General features: G+C 62.6%; 13 protein-coding genes and 2 pseudogenes. 7 read left to right on the top strand and 8 right to left on the bottom strand.

The window, feature by feature from the left end; all coding sequences use genetic code 11:
* Positions 1-25: 25 nt before the first annotated feature.
* The 3 genes from AC6I6S_RS16870 to AC6I6S_RS16860 all read left to right on the top strand — a co-directional run bounded on the left by AC6I6S_RS16870 (position 26) and on the right by AC6I6S_RS16860 (position 3,663).
* A complete protein-coding gene (locus tag AC6I6S_RS16870) occupies positions 26-331 on the top strand; it encodes a PIN domain-containing protein (protein WP_497951764.1) in 306 nt (101 codons plus the stop codon).
* Positions 332-442: 111 nt separating this feature from the next.
* Positions 443-1,243, top strand: a complete 801-nt coding sequence (locus AC6I6S_RS16865; protein WP_497951763.1) for a sulfite exporter TauE/SafE family protein — start codon at positions 443-445, stop codon at positions 1,241-1,243.
* A gap of 2 nt (positions 1,244-1,245) precedes the next feature.
* The gene (locus AC6I6S_RS16860) at positions 1,246-3,663 is read left to right on the top strand and encodes a heavy metal translocating P-type ATPase (RefSeq protein WP_497951762.1); all 2,418 of its coding nucleotides are present in this window, start codon (positions 1,246-1,248) and stop codon (positions 3,661-3,663) included.
* A 244-nt stretch (positions 3,664-3,907) separates the two neighbouring features.
* Here AC6I6S_RS16860 and AC6I6S_RS16855 read toward each other — a convergent pair whose 3' ends face one another.
* Complete coding sequence (locus tag AC6I6S_RS16855) at positions 3,908-4,324, bottom strand: universal stress protein (protein WP_497951761.1); 417 nt, start codon at positions 4,322-4,324, stop codon at positions 3,908-3,910.
* Between the two features lie 80 nt (positions 4,325-4,404).
* Positions 4,405-4,734 carry a DUF5789 family protein gene (locus AC6I6S_RS16850; protein WP_497951760.1) on the bottom strand — a complete coding sequence of 110 codons (330 nt, stop codon included), beginning with the start codon at positions 4,732-4,734 and terminating at the stop codon, positions 4,405-4,407.
* Between the two features lie 203 nt (positions 4,735-4,937).
* On the opposite strand from AC6I6S_RS16850, the gene AC6I6S_RS16845 reads away from it, so the two are divergent.
* On the top strand, positions 4,938-5,318 hold the full coding sequence (locus tag AC6I6S_RS16845) for a CBS domain-containing protein (protein WP_497951758.1): 381 nt from the start codon (positions 4,938-4,940) through the stop codon (positions 5,316-5,318).
* 550 nt (positions 5,319-5,868) lie between these two features.
* Positions 5,869-6,699 carry a hypothetical protein gene (locus AC6I6S_RS16840; protein ID WP_497951757.1) on the top strand — a complete coding sequence of 277 codons (831 nt, stop codon included), beginning with the start codon at positions 5,869-5,871 and terminating at the stop codon, positions 6,697-6,699.
* Between the two features lie 433 nt (positions 6,700-7,132).
* Here AC6I6S_RS16840 and AC6I6S_RS16835 read toward each other — a convergent pair whose 3' ends face one another.
* Complete coding sequence (locus AC6I6S_RS16835; protein ID WP_497951967.1) at positions 7,133-7,507, bottom strand: mechanosensitive ion channel family protein; 375 nt, start codon at positions 7,505-7,507, stop codon at positions 7,133-7,135.
* Between the two features lie 12 nt (positions 7,508-7,519).
* Positions 7,520-7,627: pseudogene (locus AC6I6S_RS16830) on the bottom strand (mechanosensitive ion channel family protein); the annotation flags it as partial.
* A gap of 275 nt (positions 7,628-7,902) precedes the next feature.
* Between AC6I6S_RS16830 and AC6I6S_RS16825 the strand changes: the two are divergent.
* Positions 7,903-9,273: a DUF8593 domain-containing protein gene (locus tag AC6I6S_RS16825; protein ID WP_497951756.1), complete on the top strand. Its 1,371-nt coding sequence runs from the start codon at positions 7,903-7,905 to the stop codon at positions 9,271-9,273.
* Between the two features lie 300 nt (positions 9,274-9,573).
* On the opposite strand, the gene AC6I6S_RS16820 is transcribed toward AC6I6S_RS16825, so the two are convergent.
* The 4 genes and pseudogenes from AC6I6S_RS16820 to AC6I6S_RS16805 all read right to left on the bottom strand — a co-directional run bounded on the left by AC6I6S_RS16820 (position 9,574) and on the right by AC6I6S_RS16805 (position 13,873).
* The gene (locus AC6I6S_RS16820) at positions 9,574-10,809 is read right to left on the bottom strand and encodes an O-antigen ligase family protein (protein ID WP_497951755.1); all 1,236 of its coding nucleotides are present in this window, start codon (positions 10,807-10,809) and stop codon (positions 9,574-9,576) included.
* A gap of 221 nt (positions 10,810-11,030) precedes the next feature.
* Complete coding sequence (locus AC6I6S_RS16815) at positions 11,031-11,807, bottom strand: HpcH/HpaI aldolase family protein (protein ID WP_497951754.1); 777 nt, start codon at positions 11,805-11,807, stop codon at positions 11,031-11,033.
* 181 nt (positions 11,808-11,988) lie between these two features.
* Entirely contained in the window at positions 11,989-12,444 is a 456-nt protein-coding gene (locus AC6I6S_RS16810; RefSeq protein ID WP_497951752.1) for a carboxymuconolactone decarboxylase family protein, read from the bottom strand.
* A gap of 194 nt (positions 12,445-12,638) precedes the next feature.
* Positions 12,639-13,873, bottom strand: a pseudogene (locus tag AC6I6S_RS16805) (RNA-guided endonuclease TnpB family protein).
* A 55-nt stretch (positions 13,874-13,928) separates the two neighbouring features.
* On the opposite strand from AC6I6S_RS16805, the gene AC6I6S_RS16800 reads away from it, so the two are divergent.
* Positions 13,929-14,063, top strand: a complete 135-nt coding sequence (locus AC6I6S_RS16800; protein ID WP_497951751.1) for a hypothetical protein — start codon at positions 13,929-13,931, stop codon at positions 14,061-14,063.
* The last annotated feature ends 376 nt before the right edge of the window (positions 14,064-14,439 follow it).

Genomic DNA, 14,439 nt, shown 5'->3' with positions numbered 1-14,439 from the left:
TTTGGAGACGTCGCGTGAGTACCCGGTGAGCCGTTCGAAGCCGACCTCGAGAAGCGGTGAATGTGGGGTCTTCGACGAGACGCCACTGATCGACCTCTCGAGAGCCAACACACTCCCCGTCACAGAGGCGCTCTACAGACAGTGCTCTATCTCCCAGCAAATCTACGACGAGATCGTGAGGGGGAGCCCGAACGAGACCGTGTCATCGAACGCGACGGGTTCGGGGGATTCGGCCCCGGTGTCGACAACGAAGAGCCCGGCGAGAAGTGCGACACAGACGGTCGCCACGGTTGCCTACCCAGGCGACGTCCGGATCACGCTCGTAACCTGAGCCAACCGCTGTAGACGGTCTGGGTTGGCTCTCGAAGAGGCAGCGTCGGCGGCCCGCCGAGACGAAACCCATTACCTCGTCGGGCCGATAGCTCGAGACAAGGATCGGATCATGGACCCCCTCACCCTCCTCGGCGTCGACGTGGCCCTGTTCCTCCTCATCGGTCTACTTGCCGGCGCACACTGCATCGGGATGTGTGGGCCGCTCGTGACCGTTTACGCCAGCCGGATGGATGAGGGCCCGTCGACCGGGAGACGCGAAACACATCTGACGACCTACGAGGTGCGCCAGCACGCGCTGTTCAACCTCGGTCGGACGGCCAGTTACACCCTGATCGGTGCCGTCTTCGGTGCGTTGGGCGGACTGCTGTTCGTCACGACCGAGTCGCTGACGCCTCTCGTCGAGCCGATCCGTGGCAGCGTCGGACTGCTCGTCGGCGGCTTCGTCATCACGACCGGCGTCTACTACCTGCTGGGCCGGACGACTGGCGGCGTTCATCTTCCCGGCCTCGAGCGCGTTACAGGCTGGCTCATGACCCACGTCGACCGGCTCGCGAACGGCCCCGGCATCGTCGGCCTCGGCGCGGTCCACGGACTGCTTCCGTGTCCGGTCCTCTACCCGGCGTTCCTCTACGCGTTCGCGACCGGCTCGCCGGCGGGTGGCGCACTCGCGCTGGCCGCACTCGGCGTCGGGACGATTCCCGCCGTCTTCGTCTACGGCACCCTCATCGAATCCGTCGACATCGTCCACCGCCAGCGGGTCCACCGCCTGCTCGGTGTCGCGTTCGTCGTACTGGGCTACGTCCTGTTCGCGCACGGGCTGATGAGCTTCGGGATCCACCTGCCACACCCCGAACTCCCGTTCTACGACGGGATCGACGCGCCGGGTGCGGGCGCCCACGATAGCCACTGACTATGTCCGACCACACCCAGACCGGCTGCACGCTGTGTGAACTCCCCGTCGAGGGCAGCGACGTCACCGACGGCGCGGGGAACCGCTTTTGCTGTATCGGCTGTCGCGACGTCCACGACGCACTCGGGGACGTCGACGACCTCGAGGCCGAAGACGTCCGTCGCGAGCGAAGCGCGGAGGCAGAGCGGGACGTTCCCGATCATCACGAGGCGACCTACCTCGAGGTCGACGGGATGCACTGTGCGACCTGCGAGACGTTCATCGAGGCGGCCGCGACTCGGACCGAGGGCGTCAGCGACGCCAGTTCGAGCTACGTGACCGACACGGTCCGGATCGACCACGATCCCGACGTCGTCTCGCAGGCCGCCCTCCAGGAGGCCATCAGCGGGTTAGGATACAGTGCCTACGACCGCGACGACATCTTCATGCGGCGCAAGGCCGACAACTGGATGATAGGGCGGATCATCGTCGGCGTCCTCATGGGGATGATGGTGATGATGCAGTACCTGCTCATTATCTACCCCACCTACTTCGGCGGACTGTTCTACGACGAGCGAACCACGGAGTTCTTCACCCAGGCGCTGGCGAGTGACCTCGCGACGCCGTTTTATCTGACGATCGCCGCGGTGACGACGATCATCCTCGGCGTCACGGGCAAGCCGATCCTCCAGGGGGCGTACGTCGCCGCGAAGACGCGGTCGCCGAACATGGACCTGCTCGTCGCCATCGCGGCCGTCAGCGCGTACCTCTACAGCACGCTGTCGATCGCCGTCGGCGGCGACCACATCTACTACGACGTCACCGTCGCCATCATCGTCATCGTCTCGGTCGGCAACTACTACGAGTCGACGATCAAGGACAAGGCCACCGAGCGGCTCTCGGATCTCACCGCCGTCCAGATCGACGAGGCCCGTCGCGTCCGCACGGACGGGAGCCACGAGGAGGTCGCCGTCGAAGACCTAGAAACCGACGATCGCGTCCTCGTCCGGGCCGGCGAACGGGTCCCCGTCGACGGCGAAGTGGTCGACGGCGAGGTCGCCGTCGACGAGGCGGTCGTCACCGGCGAGTCCCTTCCCGTCGGAAAGACACCCGGCGACACCGTCGTCGGCGGCTCGCTGGTCACTGACGGTGCCGTCACCGTCCGCGTCGGCGAGGACGCGACGAGCAGCCTCGATCGCGTCACCGAACTCGTCTGGGACCTCCAGAGTTCGAGTCACGGCATCCAGAAGCTCGCGGACAAGCTGGCGACGATCTTCGTTCCGCTCGTGCTCGCCCTCTCGATCGTCGTCACGGCGATCTACCTGCTCACTGGCGCCGGTCTCGCCGCCGCGTTACTCGTCGGGTTGACCGTCCTGATCGTCTCCTGTCCGTGTGCGCTTGGGCTGGCGACGCCGCTGGCCATCGCCGCGGGAATCCGCGACGCGCTGGACCAGTCGATCGTCGTCTTCGATGACACCGTTTTCGAGCGCATCCGCGACGCCGACACCGTCGTCTTCGACAAGACGGGAACGCTGACGACCGGCGAGATGACCGTCGTCGAGACCGACCTCGAGGACGGGCTGTTCGAGCAGGCGGCCAGACTCGAGCGCCGCTCGGCGCACCCTGTCGGCCGGGCGATCGCCGCCGAGCGGCCAGTCGCTGACGGCGGGTCGCTCGAATCCACACCGGAGGCCGCCACAGACGACGGCGTCGACTCGTTCGAGAGCCACCGCAACGGAGTCACCGGCGTCGTCGACGGCGAGGAGATCGTCGTCGGGCACCCGGACCTGTTCCGCGACCAGGGCTGGGCGGTTCCCGGCGACGTCGCCCGTCGCGTCGAAGAGGGCCGCGAAACGGGTCGCATCCCGGTCGCGGTCGGCCGGAACGGAACCGCCGAGGGCGTGATCGTCGTCGGCGACGACCTCCGCGAGGGGTGGGCCGAGACGCTGTCGGCCATCGCGGAGACGAACACCGAGGTCGTCGTCCTCACCGGCGACGACGCCCGCGCAGCCCGACAATTCCGCGAGAACCCGGCGGTCGACCGGGTGTTCGCCGGCGTCCCACCGGAGGGAAAAGCCGAAACCGTCGAGCGACTCAAGCGGACGGGACGAACGGTCATGATCGGCGACGGGACCAACGACGCGCCGGCGCTGGCCGCCGCGGACCTGGGCATCGCGCTCGGCGGCGGGACGGCGATGGCCGCGGACGCGGCCGACGTTGCCCTCATCGACGACGACCTCTCCTCGGTCGACACCGTCTTCGAACTCGCTCGAGCGACCGATCGACGCGTTAAGGGAAACATCGGCTGGGCGTTCTGTTACAACGGAATCGCGATCCCACTCGCGGTCACGGGGCTGCTCAACCCGCTGTTCGCCGCGCTCGCGATGGGCGCGAGTAGCCTGCTGGTCGTCACGAACTCCTCGCGCTCGCTGCTCGAGTAAGTTAAGAGGCCGTGGACAACGCGGTCGTGTCGGACAGAACTACTCGAGGATCGGGCGCGCGACCGCTGCCGTCTCCGGCGGCGACGGCAACACTTTCTCGACCGCTTTCTCAGTGACTTCTATCCGACAGTCGTAGTCGCCCTCGAGTGCATTCGTCGACTCTAACCGCTTCGAAATACCGCGCGAGAGCCAGGTGACCGACCCTGGACGGCCCCGTGGGACCGTATTCCGGAGGAGGCCTCCCTCAACGAACCACGGTAACGGTGGTCGGGGCGCGCCTGACAACGGCCTCGGCGACACTCCCCAGTAACACGCGGGAGGCGCCCTCCCGACCGTGACTGCCGATGATGATCTGGCTGACGTCGGTTTCCTCGGCGTACGAGACGATTTCGCGGGCGGGCTTGCCGATGACCGTTTCGATCCGGAATTCGACGGGTTCTGTCTCCAACAGCGTTTCGAGCTCTGCGGACAGCTCGGGTGTGTCCTCGTCGTCCCGCTCCGCCAGTTTCTCCTGGACGAGTTCGACGCCCGCTTCGAGCGAGCCGTCAGCCACTTCGATGACACGGAGTAGGACGACCTCCTCGCCGGTTGCGTGTTTAACCGCGTGCTCGACCGCTTTCTGTGCCGGGTGCGACCCATCGTAGGGGACGAGGACAGCCATAGCGCTAGTCAGCACCGGACGATGTTAAACGTCCACCCCTCACAGACCCCCGAGGATTCCTTGCGCGGGTCACGGACCCATCAGAACGATATCTGGTCGTCCCGGCGGTTCTCGCCGAGGGCTGGCGGCGTCCGATCCGAGTAGTACTTGCGGCCGATTGCCTTGCTGTCGACCGTATTGAAGAGTGCCTGACGAACCTCGGCGACCGACGCGTACGTCTCCCCGTCGATGAGCCCGAGTGCGTCACGTAGCGTCTCGGTCCCAGCGGGGAGGTCGAGCGTCACGTCACCGTGAGTTGCGACGAGTTCGTTACTCGTCACGGGGTACGAGTGATCGGCGAGTCGCTCCTCGAGGTCGCCGAAGTCGACGCCCTGTTCGCGTCTCGGGGGGGTCGCATGCGGATCAGTCATGGGTCTCTCGACCGTCGTACAGCCGCGAGCCATATACAGTTAGGGGGCCTCTTAGCCGCTGTACTGTCCAATTTGTCGAACACTCGCCGCCAACGAGGGGTGACGCACACGGACGTGAACCGACGAGTGGCGGGCGAGGGGTTCGGTCGTGACTCGCGCCGGAGGGGGAAAAGACAAAACGGGTTCCCCTCGTTGAACGACTGATGCCCACCGACCAACCGACGTACGTCAAAGACGTGATGTCGACGCCGCTGGAAACGATCTCGGCGAGCGCGTCCGTCAAAGAGGCCGCCGCACAGATGCGCGAGCACGATATCAACGCCCTCTGCATTCTGGGCGCGTCCGCGGGGATCATCACCACGACGGACGTGGTCGAAGCCGTCGTCGCAGGCGGAGACCTTTCGGCGGTCGACGTGTCCGAGGTCATGACCGCGCCAGTCGAGCGCATCACGACCGAAGAGGAGTTGCCCGAAGCCGCGGCGATGATGACGAACTTCAACATCAAGCACCTGCCCGTGGTCGACACCCACGGCGACTACGTCGGAATGGTCTCCACGACCGATCTCACGACCCAGCTCGTCTGAGATAATTCGACACAGAGTCTCGGACGTGATGGGAGGTGGTACTCTCTCGAAGCCCGGTCGCCGGTGGACGCCTCGCTCGTTTCCGGCGCTTGTGTGAGTATTGTATAGTACATATGCTTGTAGAATTCTTTATGAATTGACCGCCCGATGCCCTCGGTAGAGTGATGAGGGGGGACGAAACCACGCCGGAGACAGCGTACTGTCGAAACTGTGATCGAGACCAAGAGGTGGTCGCCACCGTGAGCTGGCAGGCCGATCTCTGTAAGGTATGTGGCCAGGACATTGAGTCCGAGGAATAGAACCGGAGAGGTTTGTTGAACCTTTAAACGGGGATAGGTTTCAAAGACCGTGCTGAGAGGAGAGGTTCGGGGCGACGGAGTCCTAATCGGATCACGGGAGTGGCGATTACACCGCCGACGACGTTTCGTCGGCAGACCGGGAGTCCACGGACAAGCCCACGACTTCAGTCGTGGGTCGATGACACCACAATGTATCAAAATCGGTGTGTAGAACCATTATGCCCATCGATCTGGTGTAATCGCCCAGTCTAATGGGGCCTACCAATCCACTCCGGCGACGGACGCTCCTGAGCGCGGTCGGCGGCGCAACCGCGCTCGCGACCGGGCTTACGACTGCATCAACGGCCGACGACTCCGACGAGTATCCGCCCACCGCGGGCGGACGCTACACCGACGGCCGCGTCCAGACCTATCCGTGTGGAACAGGCAAGCCCGTCGGCTGCGACACGGACGGCGTCTGCGACTGGGCGCCGTCGGCGATCACGTTCCAGAACTGCTCAGACTGCACCCGCGACGTCTACTTTGCCTCGAGCGGGAACGTCAGCCTCGAGCGCTACATGGTGTTCGAGGACACAGAGTCCCTCGACAGCGAGATCGCGTTCGAAATCGAAGGCGGCCAGCGCGTTAGCGTCTGGTTCACCGGCACCGTCCAGGGGCTGTCGACCGACCACTGCGACATCAACATCGCCATCAGCCAACGCTCCTCAGCGTACGCCGAACGCGACCCGTGCAAACAGCCCACGGGGCCGACGGTCGAACCCGCCCCGCCCGGGCGCGTCGCGAAGAAACGCCGCCCGCGGCCGATTGAACACCGCCACACCCATTACCACGAACACTACCACGAACACGAAGTGACCGTCCGCGTCGAAGACGACCCCGACGACGAGTACGACGAGTCGGGCAGCCGCGCACACGACCCGGACCACGAGTACGCCCCCGACGACGACTACGAGGTCACCCACGACCACCGGAACGACTACTACCGCGACGACGGCACCTTCGACATGGAGACGTGCATGGAAGAAGCCAGAACGTACACCGAGTTTTCTAGCTGCCGCGATCACTGCGTCCCCGACTGCTAAGCCCCGCGACGATTCCCGTCGACAGCGGCCGGCCCGACCTCGAGGCGGTCGTCCTCGAGGCGGCCGCAGCGACAGTCGGCGATTCGCTGGCCGTCGCCAACACCGGGGAACTACTCACCGACGGGATCTTGCCCGGCGATACGGCGTGAGAGGGCCTCGATGACCTCGCCGACCGCCGGTACGAGAACCTCGTCGGGAGATGGCCCGACGACGAGTGGCGGAGACGAGCTTTTGTAGGATATCTCGCTTCACGAGCGGCAATCTATTCACCATCGGTTGCTTTTCCTCCGGACATCGCGGGCAAATCGTTTGCGCGGTTGACCCAGCGGTCGACGTTGTTCGAGACGTACTCGGTGATTCCCAGTCCGACCGAGAGACCGTTGCCGAGGCCGATTGCGGCTGCGAGGCCCAGCGCCACGCCGCCGGTGAAGATCTACAGAATCTCGACGCCGACGCCCCTCGTCTCGAGGCCGTTGACCATCGCGATGAAGTAAAGGAAGACGCGGGCCCCGTTGGCAAAGACGATGTTGTCTGCACTCTGTGTGGCAGTCATGGTTCGCTCGATCAGATCGACGATGAAGTCGGCGAGGACAAATCCGAGCACGATGACCAGCAGGCCGCCGATGAACGCCGGCAGGTAGGTCACTGCGGTATCGACCCACTGGGAGAACACCGGGATCGCGAGGACGTTCGCCGCGGCCAGGACGGCTAGGAAGTAGACGTAGTACACCGCGAGCTTCCCGAAGGCCCTGGAGACGATCGCCTCGCTTCCGCCGAGAATCCGCCCTAGCGGCGTTCGCAACGTCATACGATCAAGTTCGACTCTGTCCGTGAGTGCGCGTACGACTCTGGCGACGAACCGGCCGATCACCCTTCCGGCGAGGAGAATAAGGAGTGCGCCGACTAACTTCACCGAAGCCCTCAGCAAGGTGTTGATAATGAACCTGGGGCTTGCACCAGCAACCCGAATCCGCGGCTTAGCCGCCTTCTCGGCGCAATATCGGCTTACCGAAGGATAGTCCAGCGGTAACTAACTGGTACCCTCAGAACGCCAGATTGGTTTTCGTGCGAACTGGTATTGCTTGAAACAGGGAAAGATGGCTGCAACGAGGCAAGCGAAGCAGTCGGTTTCACTCCGCGATAGGCGTTTCTGACCGAAACAACCGGCGCCGTTTATTCGCGTCTTGGTCCTGTGAATCGGTGATGGCACGCGATTCTACTGACCCGCGAGAGAGCCGTATCACGACGGACCGAACAACGATCCGCGAGTGGGCGGACGAACACGACACCCGTCCCGTCCGGCGAAAGGACCGAGCAGACGAGGTTCTCATCGTCAAGGAGGGATCCATCGAGGAAACCCACGATCCGATCGAGTGGGACGAGTTCTTCCAGACCGTCGATGAGCAGGACTACGTTGTCCGGTACTACGGCGCTGATGCCGGGGAACCATTCGACGTCAGCAGTCGCGAGGACGTCTTCGCGGCGAGCAACCTCGATGACGAGGAACTGCGCGAGCGGCTCCTTGCAGGAGAAACCGTCGAGAGCGTAATCACCGAAACAACCACTGTCGAAAGCGTGATCGTCGAGGAAGCGACAGTCGAGAGTCAGCTTGTCGGGAGCGACGTAATCGACCAACAAGTTGTCGATGTCGAACTCCTGAGCCAGGATTGCCTAAGCTGTTCGCTCTCTCCCGAAGAACCGACGTCGGGCGCTACTGAGCACGACGGTTGGTTCGACGAGGCCCGCTACCTCGAGTCGACGTCCGAAGGTGGGGCCACCACCGAGGAAACGATGGTTGAGGAGACGGACCCCGCCGACGAATCGGCGGTCGAAGACGAATCGACGGGCATGAACGCTCCCTACCGGGCCGAACTCGAGGTCGAAGAGCGATGGGCGGTGATGAGGGAGGTCCTCGAGCGGTTCACCGTCGAGAGTCGGCTTGAGGATACCGACATCACCGAGACTGATACGATCGAAGACCACGATATCGACATCAGCGGACTCCACCGGACGATCGCCGAGATGGGCATCCTCGGGAGCGAACTCTCCCCGGACGAGATGATGACCCACTATGACATCGAGACGGAGGTCGCCGCCGATGACCGGGTGCACACCTATTTCGAGCGGATGCGCACCGTCGAGGACGAAGTCGTCGGTCGACGTCGCCTCGAGACCGAGATCACGGACGGCGAACTCCTCGGGTTGGAAGTCGTCAGTTCGGCGGACATCGCAGCCGAAACTATGGCTGATGAAGGCGCTGACCAGGCTAGCGGGATGGGGGCGGCGGGTGAGTCGCTCAGCTCGTCCGCCATCTCCGACGACGAGGTCGGAAAGACCGTGGTCGATGCTAACAGCGAGGAGGTCGGGATGGTGACGAGCGTCGACGCGGGCCAGAACATGCTGTACGTCGAAGCACACCCGGGAATCACCGATCGAATCAAGGCCGCCCTCGACTGGGGGAGCGTCGAGGAGGACAACTACCCGGTCGAGGCCGCCCAAATTGAGGAGATTACCGATGACGAGGTCCGACTCAGGGGACGCGAGGAGCTTCGGAGCGGGGACGAGTCACGCTGAGGAGGTCACCTCGCGGACCATCGCCGTCACCGTCCGATCCGGACGGGCGGGACGTATCCCGCTGTCAGTCCCGTCTCTGATTGATCGCCACTACTGAAACTGCATCTCAATTCGAACTGCTGATCAGCCGATGATATCTGAGTACCTTGTACTGAGCGATCACCAGCTTTGTCCTCAACGGTGACTCTCTCGTCGTAGGTGAGGGCGTCTCGCGGTGCCCAGCGGGGATGATAGGGTCGTGAGGATCGGCTCTTAGAGCTCAATGCACGCCCACCTGGTGGTGTGTTCGTATCGTCTCGGTTACTCGGCGACAGACGAGTGTCCCCCAGATCGGGTGTCAGCTCGAGGCTCCTGTGGCTGGCTCTCGAGCGAGAGCAACAATCCAATCGTAATCCCCAGCATCACGGAGGAGACGCTGAGGCCACCGAGGAAGAGCGACTCGAAGGCCATGTACAGCAAGATGCCGACCGCGATCGCGAGGACGAACGCGCTCCAGGCCGTCCACCGGGCGTGGATTCCCCGCGCCAGGGTGTACCCGATCGAACCGAGGTAGAGGCCACCGGCGATGATGCCGGTATTCAACAGCACGTGGAGGTAGGAGTTGTGCGGGCCGTTACTTTCGCCGATTTCGGGGCCGGGATCGACGAAGCCAATCCCGAACAGCGGGTTCTGTGCAAGGCGCTCGAGCGAGGCCGCCCACCGGTCGACGCGGCTCATCAGCGTGGTCTCCATCACCTCGCCGACGTGACCGAGGCTGATCGCGGCATAAACACCGAAGAGGACGAGACCGAACCCGGCGAGAGCGAGTCGACGGTCGAATCCCGCCAGGAGGATGACGACCCCGACGGTAAAGCCGACAAAGGCGGCGTCACCCTCCGCGAGAACGAGGCCGACGAGACAGACGGCGAGTGCGCCGAGCCAGATCGCGCCACGCCGACGAAGGTAGGTGTAGAGCGCCGCTAGCGAGCCGATCATCATGAAGAAGCCGTAGGTGTTCGGGTTGTGGAAGATCGAGGTCGTCCGGACGCTCCCGACGCCCATCACCGGCTCGGCGACCCAGCGGTAGAGGTTCTCGTCGGTCACTCGTTCGTGTGCCAGCATGACCAGCCCGATGACGACGACCCCGACGGCGACCGCCGTGAGTCCCATCGCGAACGCCTCTCGATTCCCGTCGATCAGCCGCGGGACGACGACGACGGTCGTCCCGACGACCAGTGGGGTAACGAGGATGTAGGCGAGGATCTCGGGGTGGGGATGGTAGTAGTAATGGACCAACAGCCCGAACCAATAGCCCCCGAAGAGCAAGACGAACACGGCGTCCGTTCGGATACGAATCGCGGGGGAAACCACGCCATAGACCGCAGTCGCCGACACCACGGTGAGCGTAATCGCATAGCCCCAGTCGCGTGGGAACGCCCACATCGTGACGGTAAGGCTGGCGGCGATGACGGCCACGGCGAGAACCGCCTGTAGTCGTGGTACGATCGGTCGGTCGTGACTGCTTTCTCGAGCCCACCCCTGATTGAGTATTGACATACGGTCCGTGTTCCCCCGGTTTGCGGTCGCTATCACAGCGACCCATATACCTACCCGGCGCTTAATCGCCGCTCAACCGGCGAATTAGACGGTATTATGATATAGAGGATGGATCTGTATAGAGAAACAGAACGAGAGGTGCCACGGGACGGTCCGAGACGGTCGGCAAGTTCTAGCCGGAGGTGTCACAGAGAGGAGAGGTTACACGGAGGCGACCGGCCTTACGAGTCGCGCTCGGTCAGTTCGTCGAACGTCGCGCGTGCGTCGTTGCTACCCTGTGCGAGGTAGGCGATGTCCGCACCGGCGATCAGGAAGTCTACGCCGACGTCGACCCAGCGCCGGATGGCCTCCTGGTCGGTCGCGAGCATGCCGACAGGCGTGTCGACGTCGTGAGCTGTGGTCAGGATCGACTCGAGGGCCGTCTGGAAGCGCTCGTGATCCCACTCGCCGAAGACGCCCATCGAGGCCGAGAGATCGCCGTGGCCGACGATGACCGCGTCGACGCCGTCGGCTGCAACGATCTCGTCGGCGTTCTCGACGCCGCGTTCGGTCTCGATCTGAACGATCGTGGTGAGTTCTTCGTTTGCGGTCTCGAAGTATTCACTGAAGGTCCGTCCGTACTCGGAGGCCCGAGCCGGCGCAGCGCCACGGACGCCCTCTGGTGGGTACTGCATCGCTTCGACGGCCTGCTGGGCTTGGTCGGCGGTTTCGATCATCGGGATCATCAGCCCCGCGACACCCAGATCGAGCACGCGCTTGATTCGGACGGGGTCGTTCCACGGGACGCGGACGAAAGGGGCGACGTCCTCCTCGAGAGCCTCGACGGCGCGGATGGAGTTCTCGAGAGATTCGAGGCCCGTGGGCGTGTGTTCGGTGTCGATGATCACGAAGTCGAAGCCGCGGGCGCAGATCTCCGCGACCGTCGGGTGGCCGATCGAGATCCAGTTGCCGACCGCGTGGGTTTCCGTAGTCAGTAGGGATCGTGAGTGGCCGGTCATACGCTACCCTTTCATCGATCGTATTTGAATACGAGGATGCCGGAAGTTCGATTTCGATCCAATCGGTCACTCGAGGGCGCAAACACGGATGATCGTGGTCTACACCGAAGTCGCTTCAGATGCCATCGAAAACAGTGGGCGTCGGATCGTTCGTACCCCCAACTTCAGCAGACGAGCCATCTCATTCGTTGGCGGGGGAGACCGCCTCCGTGCTAAATTGACGCCACATCTCCTGGTAGTCGTAATCTGTATCCAGTGCGGTGTTGAGTCGGTTGTAGGAGGCAAAATCACTCACGAGATGCGTGAGTTGGACGATTCCCTTGTTACCGAGACCGACTTCTTGCAACGTGTTGATATCCTCGTCAGTGATAGCATGCGGATCATCGTTTACGGTAATCGCGTACTCTACAACCGCCTCCAGACGGTCGTCTTTAACAACGTCGGTGCCGTTTTCGGCGAACTCTTTCACGTATTTAGTATTGGCATCGAGCCCAAAATCGAGGATCGTACAGAAGGCACCTGTACAGTACTCACACCCGTTGGCAGTCGAAACAGCAATGCCGACATGCTGGATTTCTGGCATCGTCAGTTCTCCTTCTTCCCAGAGTGCTGCCGTCGACTGAAGCTTCGGCTTCATGTACTCAGGGAAGTTTAGTTCCAAATAGAAATGGTTTGGAATTGACCCTTCCATTTCGGTCACCCACTCAAAAATCTCTTCAACAGCTGGATCATCAACCTCCTCGGGCTGGATTATGGGGACTCGTGCCGTGACATCCTCCTCGCCGTAAACGGCGAGGCTTCCCCTACGAGGGGAATCCAGTTTGGCAGGTTTCAGTCCGAGTAGGCCCCGAGCGTCATCTGCGAGGATTTCTCGCTCGTCTCGCGGTGGACTGTGGCGCTGTCACTGGCGCTCCCGTTCCGAGGCGAGTCATTGCGTTCCGGTTCCCAGGGAACGCTCTCTCCCCACGGATTGACGCGACTGGCGATGTTCGCCGCCGCGTTGATGTCTGCGTGGAACTCTGTTAGGTGGCAGTCGTCGTGTGGACAGACGAACTCCGCCTGTTCGTCTCGGCGACCGAGGCGGTCGCACGCGTGGCACGTCTGCGAGGTGTACGCCGCGTTGACGTACTCGACTGGAATCCCGGCTTCGGTGGCCTTGTCTTCGAATCGCCCCTGAAGGCGGGCGAACGCCCACGCATGAAGCCGTCGGTTCATAAACTTGCCGTAGTCGAGCCGCTCGCGGATGTACGACAAGTCTTCGAGCACGATCACCGGGTCCTCAAAGCTTTCGGCGTATTCGACAGAACGTCGGGACACCTTCTCGACGAGATCGGTCAGTGCGTTTTGGTAGTAATCGAAGCGCTCGTCCACACGCCACTCGGCGGCGTCGCGCGCTTGGAGACGCTTGAGCGTCGTGAACATCCCCTTGCGGAGGTGTCGCGCCCGACTGCCACTTTCGAGCATCGGTTTCCGTGGTGCGTCGCGTTTGAGGGCACAGCCCGTAATCAACGCGCTCTCGCCGACGTCGAAACCGATGTACGTTGGATCGTCCGATTCGGTCGGTTCATCGACCGAGAACTCGACGATGACGTGCAACTCCCACGACGTCCGGTGACGCTGCAAGCGGAGTTCGCCGCTTTCGCGTCGTCGTTCAGAAGGTCGAACCAGAGGGATTCCTGTTCGGGGTTGATTCGAAGTGGAACCCAGAAGTTCGTCCCGCGTCCGGGTTGCGGAGCCTGCCAGACAAAGCCGTATTCGCGCTCGTCGGAGTAGTCGAACTTCGCGGCCCGGTTGACGAGTCGGAGCGGATGCTCGTCGTCGAGTTCGCGGGCAGTGTACGTTTTCCGAAGCTTCGGGACGTACGACTTGAGCGCGTCTTTGGCCTGATACGGCAGGTCGTAGGGCGTCACAACGTCGTTGACGGCAGACATCGTGTTCGCCCGAGCGTCGAATGCATCGTGGAGCGCGTCTCGGTAGGTGTCCAAGAGGCGCTGCAGGCGTTGCTCTTTGCCCGTGGTAGGCGTAGCGAGCGTGGCCTGCAGCGTTTTCGTCACCGTGTCGGACACACACTTAGATAAATGTTAGACAAACATAAGTGTGCCGGAGTGAAAAGCATGAGTAATGCCAAACATCAATTTCGAGGTAGACGGCGACCAGTACGAGCAGTTGAAAGAGACAAAGAAGCGCTACGGACTGACCTGGAAGGGAATGATGCTCTACGCGCAAGAGCAGTTGGATTCCGAGAGGGGCGACTGATCGGTGGACTGTGTAATCAAGTGATGCGATTCCCCACCCGGCCTAAAGGCCGGGGTTCCCTCGCTGATTAAAGATGGGACTCTCTGTGCCTACGACATGATAACTATTTGCCCAGATGTCAGTGTGACAATCACACTCATTTCGTTCATCCGGTACGACCATCTCGAGGCGGGCAACTCGCTGCCTCCAACGTGGTGACATCCTCGCCGCCCTGAAGGGCGACGCTTCCCGAGGTTCCTATGTTACTCCCGTCGATTCGGATGGTTGGGAATTTAAGGTTCGTGGACTGTCGACCACTGGCTTTGCCACGAAGCCGGTACTCGTACCCACGAGGGGGCTTCGAGTTGCCTGATTGTTTAACGACAGTCGGCGTGGT

This window comes from Natrononativus sp. DTA114 (assembly GCF_059736515.1).
Note: the sequence above shows the minus strand (reverse complement) of the source record. Positions and strands in the feature narration are given on the sequence as shown.

What these genes read in the sequence shown, in the direction of transcription:
- AC6I6S_RS16850 (WP_497951760.1), bottom strand. Translation starts at nt 4,734, where the DNA reads ATGACTGATCCGCATGCGACCCCCCCGAGACGCGAACAGGGCGTCGAC.
- AC6I6S_RS16840 (WP_497951757.1), top strand. Translation starts at nt 5,869, where the DNA reads ATGGGGCCTACCAATCCACTCCGGCGACGGACGCTCCTGAGCGCGGTC.
- AC6I6S_RS16815 (WP_497951754.1), bottom strand. Translation starts at nt 11,807, where the DNA reads ATGACCGGCCACTCACGATCCCTACTGACTACGGAAACCCACGCGGTC.
- AC6I6S_RS16800 (WP_497951751.1), top strand. Translation starts at nt 13,929, where the DNA reads ATGCCAAACATCAATTTCGAGGTAGACGGCGACCAGTACGAGCAGTTG.
- AC6I6S_RS16820 (WP_497951755.1), bottom strand. Translation starts at nt 10,809, where the DNA reads ATGTCAATACTCAATCAGGGGTGGGCTCGAGAAAGCAGTCACGACCGA.
- AC6I6S_RS16810 (WP_497951752.1), bottom strand. Translation starts at nt 12,444, where the DNA reads ATGAAGCCGAAGCTTCAGTCGACGGCAGCACTCTGGGAAGAAGGAGAA.
- AC6I6S_RS16845 (WP_497951758.1), top strand. Translation starts at nt 4,938, where the DNA reads ATGCCCACCGACCAACCGACGTACGTCAAAGACGTGATGTCGACGCCG.
- AC6I6S_RS16865 (WP_497951763.1), top strand. Translation starts at nt 443, where the DNA reads ATGGACCCCCTCACCCTCCTCGGCGTCGACGTGGCCCTGTTCCTCCTC.
- AC6I6S_RS16825 (WP_497951756.1), top strand. Translation starts at nt 7,903, where the DNA reads ATGGCACGCGATTCTACTGACCCGCGAGAGAGCCGTATCACGACGGAC.
- AC6I6S_RS16860 (WP_497951762.1), top strand. Translation starts at nt 1,246, where the DNA reads ATGTCCGACCACACCCAGACCGGCTGCACGCTGTGTGAACTCCCCGTC.
- AC6I6S_RS16855 (WP_497951761.1), bottom strand. Translation starts at nt 4,324, where the DNA reads ATGGCTGTCCTCGTCCCCTACGATGGGTCGCACCCGGCACAGAAAGCG.
- AC6I6S_RS16835 (WP_497951967.1), bottom strand. Translation starts at nt 7,507, where the DNA reads ATGACGTTGCGAACGCCGCTAGGGCGGATTCTCGGCGGAAGCGAGGCG.